Origin of the sequence: Actinomadura montaniterrae, assembly GCF_008923365.1 — a bacterium.
GTDB classification, from domain to species: domain Bacteria; phylum Actinomycetota; class Actinomycetes; order Streptosporangiales; family Streptosporangiaceae; genus Spirillospora; species Spirillospora montaniterrae.
Genome location: NZ_WBMR01000112.1, coordinates 24,187 through 30,432, shown reverse-complemented (window position 1 = coordinate 30,432; position 6,246 = coordinate 24,187). Strand labels below are relative to the sequence as shown.

General features: G+C 72.1%; 5 protein-coding genes. All 5 read left to right on the top strand.

All coding sequences use genetic code 11. The features are described from left to right. The first annotated feature begins 76 nt into the window (after positions 1 to 76). The 5 genes from F9B16_RS30520 (at position 77) to F9B16_RS30500 (ending at position 6,235) form a co-directional block, all read left to right on the top strand. The gene (locus F9B16_RS30520; RefSeq protein WP_404800526.1) at positions 77 to 1,615 is read left to right on the top strand and encodes an ABC transporter ATP-binding protein; all 1,539 of its coding nucleotides are present in this window, start codon (positions 77 to 79) and stop codon (positions 1,613 to 1,615) included. A gap of 185 nt (positions 1,616 to 1,800) precedes the next feature. Further along, entirely contained in the window at positions 1,801 to 2,985 is a 1,185-nt protein-coding gene (locus F9B16_RS30515; RefSeq protein WP_225992071.1) for an ABC transporter permease, read from the top strand. Further along, entirely contained in the window at positions 2,982 to 4,334 is a 1,353-nt protein-coding gene (locus F9B16_RS30510) for an ABC transporter permease (RefSeq protein WP_151543671.1), read from the top strand. Before F9B16_RS30515 ends, F9B16_RS30510 begins: the two co-directional genes overlap by 4 nt. Positions 4,335 to 4,489: 155 nt before the next feature. Further along, a complete protein-coding gene (locus tag F9B16_RS30505; protein WP_151543670.1) occupies positions 4,490 to 4,897 on the top strand; it encodes a cytidine deaminase in 408 nt (135 codons plus the stop codon). Positions 4,898 to 4,960: 63 nt separating this feature from the next. Next, positions 4,961 to 6,235: a thymidine phosphorylase gene (locus tag F9B16_RS30500; protein ID WP_151543669.1), complete on the top strand. Its 1,275-nt coding sequence runs from the start codon at positions 4,961 to 4,963 to the stop codon at positions 6,233 to 6,235. Positions 6,236 to 6,246: the final 11 nt, after the last annotated feature.

The following is a 6,246-nucleotide window of genomic DNA, read 5'->3' as shown; positions in this document are numbered from 1 at the left end:
GCCGTGCGTCGCCGACGCGACGCGGCCCGCCGCGCGCGCCCTGCCCGCGTACCCCGAGGCAGGAGGAGGGGCACTCGTGCCTGACCAGGTGCCGGCCGTGCGGCTGACATCGATCACCAAGCGGTTCCCCGGCGTCGTCGCCAACCGCGACATCAACCTGAGCATCGAGCCCGGCGAGGTGCACGCGCTCTGCGGCGAGAACGGCGCCGGCAAGTCCACGCTGATGAAGATCCTCTACGGGATGCAGCGGCCGGACGAGGGCACCATCGAGATCGACGGGGAGCAGGTGTCGTTCCGCACCCCCGCCGACGCGATCGCCCGCGGCATCGGCATGGTCCACCAGCACTTCAAGCTGGCCGACAACCTCACCGTGCTGGAGAACGTCATCCTCGGCGCCGAACCGCGCGCCAAGGGCCGGCTCCGCGGCCGCATCGACTTCGCCGCCGCCCGCGCCCGCATCCGCGAGATGTCGAAGGCGTACGGGCTGCGCGTCGACCCCGACGTCCTCGTCGAGACGCTCGGCGTCGGCGAACGGCAGCGCGTCGAGATCCTCAAGGTCCTGTACCGCGGCGCGCGCGTGCTGATCCTGGACGAGCCCACCGCCGTGCTCGTCCCGCAGGAGGTCGAGGAGCTGTTCGGCAACCTGCGGGAGCTGCGCGCCGAGGGCCTCACCGTCCTGTTCATCTCCCACAAGCTGGACGAGGTGCTGTCGGTCGCCGACACCATCTCGGTGATCCGCCGCGGCACCACCGTCGCGACGCGGCTCGACCCGTCGCAGGTCACCTCGCGGCGGCTCGCCGAGCTGATGGTCGGCTCGCAGCTTCCCACCCCGGAGCTGCGCGACTCGACCGTCACCGAGGACGTCCAGCTGGAGGTCGGCGGGCTGACGGTCCTCACCCCCGAGGGCCGTCCCGTCGTCGACGACGTCTCGCTGCGGATCCGGCGCGGCGAGATCGTCGGGCTCGCCGGCGTCGAGGGCAACGGGCAGAGCGAGCTGATCGAAGCGATCATGGGCCTGCGCTCCGCGGACGCCGGGACGATCGTGTTCGGCGGCGAGGAGATCGAGCACTGGCCGACGCGGCGGCGCCGCGAGGCCGGCATCGCCTACATCCCCGAGGACCGGCACCGGCACGGGCTCGTGCTGGAGGCGTCGCTGTGGGAGAACCGGGTCCTCGGGCACCAGACGCAGCGCCCGAACGTCCGCGGCCCCTGGGTGGACCGGCGGGGCGCCCGCCGCGACACCACCCGGATCGTCCGCGAGTACGACGTCCGGACGCCCGGGATCGACGTGCCCGCCGCCGCCCTGTCGGGCGGCAACCAGCAGAAGCTGATCGTCGGGCGGGAGATGTCCGGCGACCCGCACCTGCTGATCGCCGCGCACCCGACCCGCGGCATCGACGTCGGCGCCCAGGCCGCCATCTGGGACTACCTGCGGCAGGCCCGCGCCGACGGGCTCGCCGTGCTGCTGATCAGCGCCGATCTTGAGGAACTCATCGGAATGTCCGACACCCTGCACGTGATCCTGCGGGGCCGGCTGGTCGCGGAGGTCGATCCGCGGACGGTCACCCCGGAGGAGCTCGGCTCCGCCATGACCGGCGCCGGAGACCCGTCATGACCGGCCCCACCGAATCCCCGGACCCCGACGAGCCCACAACCCCCACCCCCGACACCCCCAAGCCGGACACCAAGCCCACCGCAGCCTCCAAGCCCACCGAACAGGACTCCGAGTCCGGTGCGGCTGGGACTGGGCGGGGGGAGGTGCCTCGGCCGGCTGAGCCGGATCCCTCGGAGAGCGAACCGGTGGTGAAGGCGGGGCCCGAGCCGGTGCCGTCGTGGAAGGCGATCCTGCGCGGGCTCGGCCCGACCGGGCTCGGGCTGAAGATCGGCGCGCCGATCCTGGCGCTGCTGATCTCGCTCGGCATCACGATGATCCTGCTGCGGCTGACCGGCGCCGACCCCGTCAGCGCCGTGCAGAGCATGGTCGACTACGGCACGCAGCAGCACTCCATCGTCGACATCATCAACCGCGCCACCCGGTACTACCTGTCGGCGGTCGCGGTCGCGATCGGCTTCCGGATGGCGCTGCTGAACATCGGCGTGGACGGCCAGTACCGGCTGGCGGCGTTCCTCGCCGCGGCGCTCGGCGGCGCGATCTCGCTGCCGGCGCCGTTCGGCCAGATCCTGGTGATCGTCGCGGCGGTGCTGGTCGGCGGGCTGTGGGCGGCGATCGCGGGCGTGCTGAAGGTGACCCGCGGGGTCAGCGAGGTGCTGTCCACGATCATGCTGAACGCGATCGCCACCGGCGTGATCGCCTACCTGCTGAACGACAAGCGGCTCGCCGAGCCGCGGCCGAACAGCAACGACGTCGCGACCGCGACGATCCCGCACTCGGGGCGGGTCGGGCCGCTGAACGGCTTCCTGTCGGCGATCGGCATCGACCTCCCCGGCGCGGTGTACGGGCTGCTGCCGCTGGCGATCGTGGTCGGCATCGTGTTCTGGGTCGTGATCAACTACACCCGGTTCGGGTTCGACCTGAAGATCTCCGGGCTGTCCCCGTCCGCCGCACAGGCCAGCGGGGTCAGCGCCAAGCGGATGATCGTGATCACGATGGTGGCGTCCGGTGCGGTGGCCGGGCTGATCGGCATCCCGGGGCTGCTCGGCGAGTCCTACGACTACTCGCTGAACTTCCCGGCGGGCCTCGGCTTCACCGGCATCACGGTCGCGCTGCTCGGCCGCAACCATCCGGCGGGGATCGCGCTCGCGTCACTGCTGTTCGCCTTCCTCGACCAGACCTCCGACATCCTCCAGGAGGTCGAGGTGCCGAAGGAGATCGTCGGGGTGATGCAGGGCGTGGTCGTGCTGACCGTCGTCATCGTCTACGAGCTCGTCCGGCGCTGGGAGATCCGGTTGCAGCAGCGGTCCGTCGCCGCGGAGCTGGCCACCGGCCATGACCTGGCCCGCGAGGCCGCTGGGAGCACCTCATGACCGCGACCGAGACCGTCGCGCCGGCGAAGGCCGGGAACGGCAAGTTCCGGCTGCGCTGGCCGCACTACCTGCTGATCGCGGCGGGACTGCTGGTGCTGCTGTCGCTCGTCCGGATGGTCGACGGCGCGGACGACGTCACCTCCAGCGGGACGGTCAGCGCGGCGCTCCGGCTGGCCGTGCCGATCTTCCTCGCCGGGCTCGGCGGGCTGTGGGCGGAACGCTCCGGCGTGATCAACATCGGGCTCGAGGGCATGATGATCCTCGGGACCTGGACCGGGGCGTGGGCCGGCTACCAGTGGGGCCCCTGGATCGGCGTGCTGTTCGGCATCCTCGGCGGGGCGCTCGGCGGGCTGCTGCACGCCATCGCGACCGTCACGTTCGGCGTCGACCACATCGTGTCCGGTGTCGCGATCAACATCCTCGGGCTCGGCCTCACCCAGTTCCTGGCCGGGCTGATCTTCAACGCCGGGCACGCGAAGGACCTCGGCGGCGGGCCCCGGCAGTCGCCGCCGATCGACCCGATCAAGACGCTGACGCTGCCGATGCTGTCCGGCGGCAAGATCGGCGGCTGGGAGAGCCCCGACTGGCTGGGGTCGCTGGAGAGCCACCACTGGTTCCTCGTGTCGGACATCGCGGGCATCCTTCGCGGGGTGACGAACGGGCTGTCCCTGCTCACCCTGGTCTGCCTGCTGCTCATCCCGCTCACTTTCGTGATTCTGTGGAAAACTCCGTTCGGGCTGCGGATCCGGTCGTGCGGCGAAGACCCGTACGCGGCGGAATCGCTCGGCGTGCACGTGTACCGGATGAAGTACGCGGCCGTCATCATCTCGGGCGGATTCTCCGGGCTCGCGGGCGCTTTCCTCGTCACCGTCGCCGCGTCGCTCTACCAGGACGGCCAGACCGGCGGACGCGGCTACATCGGCCTCGCGTCCATGATCTTCGGGAACTGGCGGCCGGGCGGGCTCGCCGCCGGATCGCTGCTGTTCGGCTACACCGACGCGATGAACGTGCGCGGCGGCGGCCAGTCCGTGCACGCGCTGCTGCTGTTCGTCACGATCCTGCTCCTCGGCGTCGCCGTCTGGCAGGGCGTGCGCGCCAACCGGCTCCGCTCGCAGGTCGTGACGGACCTCGGGCGGCGCGAGGTCCGCGGCGCGTACGTCGGCGCGGTGCTGTCGCTGGTCGCGGCGGCGGGGCTGCTCGTCTGGTTCCTGCTGAGCGACGAGGTCCCCGGCGAGCTCGTGTCGTTCAGCCCGCACCTGACGACGCTGCTCGTCCTCGCGCTCGCCAGCCAGCGGCTGCGGATGCCCGCCGCCGACGGCCTCCGGTACCGCCGCGGCGAGGCCCGCTGACCGGGCCCCGGTCTGGGCATCAGGGGCGGCGTCCTGGGAGATCGGGCGCCGTCCGGAGACATGGGGCGGCGTCCTTGGTGATCGGGCGGTGTTCTGAGACGTGGGGCGGCGGCGGCCGGAGTGAGCGGGTGGCGTCCTGAGAGATCATGGGGTGTATGACGGACATCGACTGGCCTGCGCTGCGCACCGCCGCGCGAGAGGCGATGGAGCGCGCGTACGCGCCCTACTCCGGGTTCCCGGTGGGCGCGGCGGCGCTGGTGGACGACGGGCGGGTCATCACCGGCTGCAACGTCGAGAACGCCTCGTACGGGGTGGGGTTGTGCGCCGAGTGCTCCCTGGTGTCGGCGCTGCACGGGCCCGGCAAGGCGGCCCGGCCCCGGCTCGTCGCGGTGGCGGTCGTCGACCGGCACGGCGACCCGCTGATGCCGTGCGGGCGCTGCCGGCAGCTCCTGTGGGAGCACGGCGGCGCCCCGATGCTGCTGGAGACCGTCCGCGGCATCCTTCCCATGTCGGACGTCCTGCCCGACGCGTTCGGGCCCGACGATCTGGTCTCCCGGGCCTGACGACCTGACCTGGCTCTGATGCTCGGGCCTCCAATGCCTGACGTTCTGAACTGAGAGGACACTGTGGACGCCATCGACGTCATCCGCAGCAAGCGCGACGGCGGAACGCTCACCGCCGACCAGATCGACTGGGCGGTGGACGCCTACACGCGCGGCGCGATCGCCGAGGAGCAGATGGCGTCGCTCGCGATGGCGATCCTGCTCAACGGCATGACGCGCGCCGAGGTCGCGCGCTGGACCGAGGCGATGATCCGGTCCGGGGAGCGGATGGAATGGTCCGCGCTGGACCGTCCCACCACCGACAAGCACTCCACCGGAGGCGTCGGAGACAAGATCACGTTGCCGCTGGCGCCGGTGGTCGCGGCGTGCGGCGCGGCCGTCCCGCAGCTGTCCGGGCGGGGGCTCGGGCACACCGGCGGCACCCTCGACAAGCTGGAGTCCATCCCGGGCTGGCGGGCGTCGCTCTCGAACGCCGAGATGCTGGACGTGCTGCGCTCCACCGGCGCCGTGATCTGCGCCGCCGGCAGCGGCCTCGCCCCCGCCGACCGCAAGCTGTACGCGCTGCGGGACGTCACCGGGACCGTCGAGTCGATCCCGCTGATCGCGTCGTCGATCATGTCCAAGAAGATCGCCGAGGGCACCGGGGCGCTGGTCCTGGACGTCAAGGTCGGCTCCGGCGCGTTCATGAAGACGCCGGAGACGGCGCGCGAGCTCGCCGAGACCATGGTCGCCATCGGCACCGACCACGGCCTGCGGACGGTCGCGCTGCTCACCGCCATGGACCGTCCGCTCGGCAACGCGGTCGGCAACGCCGTCGAGGTGGCGGAGTCGGTCGAGGTGCTGGCCGGGGGCGGGCCGTCCGACGTGGTGGAGCTGACGCTGACGCTGGCGCGGGAGATGCTGGCCGCCGCGGGCGTCTCCGGGAAGGATCCGGCGGACGCGCTGAAGGACGGGTCCGCCATGGACGTCTGGCGGCGGATGATCAGCGCCCAGGGCGGGGACCCGGACGCGGCGCTGCCGTCCGCGCGGGAGAACCACGTCGTGGTGGCGCCGTCGTCCGGTGTGCTGACACGTCTGGACGCCTACGGTGTCGGCGTCGCCGCGTGGCGTCTCGGCGCGGGGCGCGCGCGCAAGGAGGACCCGGTGTCGTTTGCCGCCGGCATCACCTGCCACGCGAAGCCGGGCGACCGCGTCACGGCGGGACAGCCGCTGCTGACCCTGCACGCCGACGACGAGTCTCGCTTCGCGCGCGCTCTGGAATCGCTGGACGGCGCGTACTCGATCGAGGAGAACGGCACGCCGGAGCTTCATCCGCTCGTCCTCGACCGCATCTCCTGAACGCTGGACGG

Excerpts from the sequence above, each read along its gene's own strand:
- F9B16_RS30510 (WP_151543671.1), top strand. The coding sequence starts at position 2,982 with ATGACCGCGACCGAGACCGTCGCGCCGGCGAAGGCCGGGAACGGCAAG.
- F9B16_RS30505 (WP_151543670.1), top strand. The coding sequence starts at position 4,490 with ATGACGGACATCGACTGGCCTGCGCTGCGCACCGCCGCGCGAGAGGCG.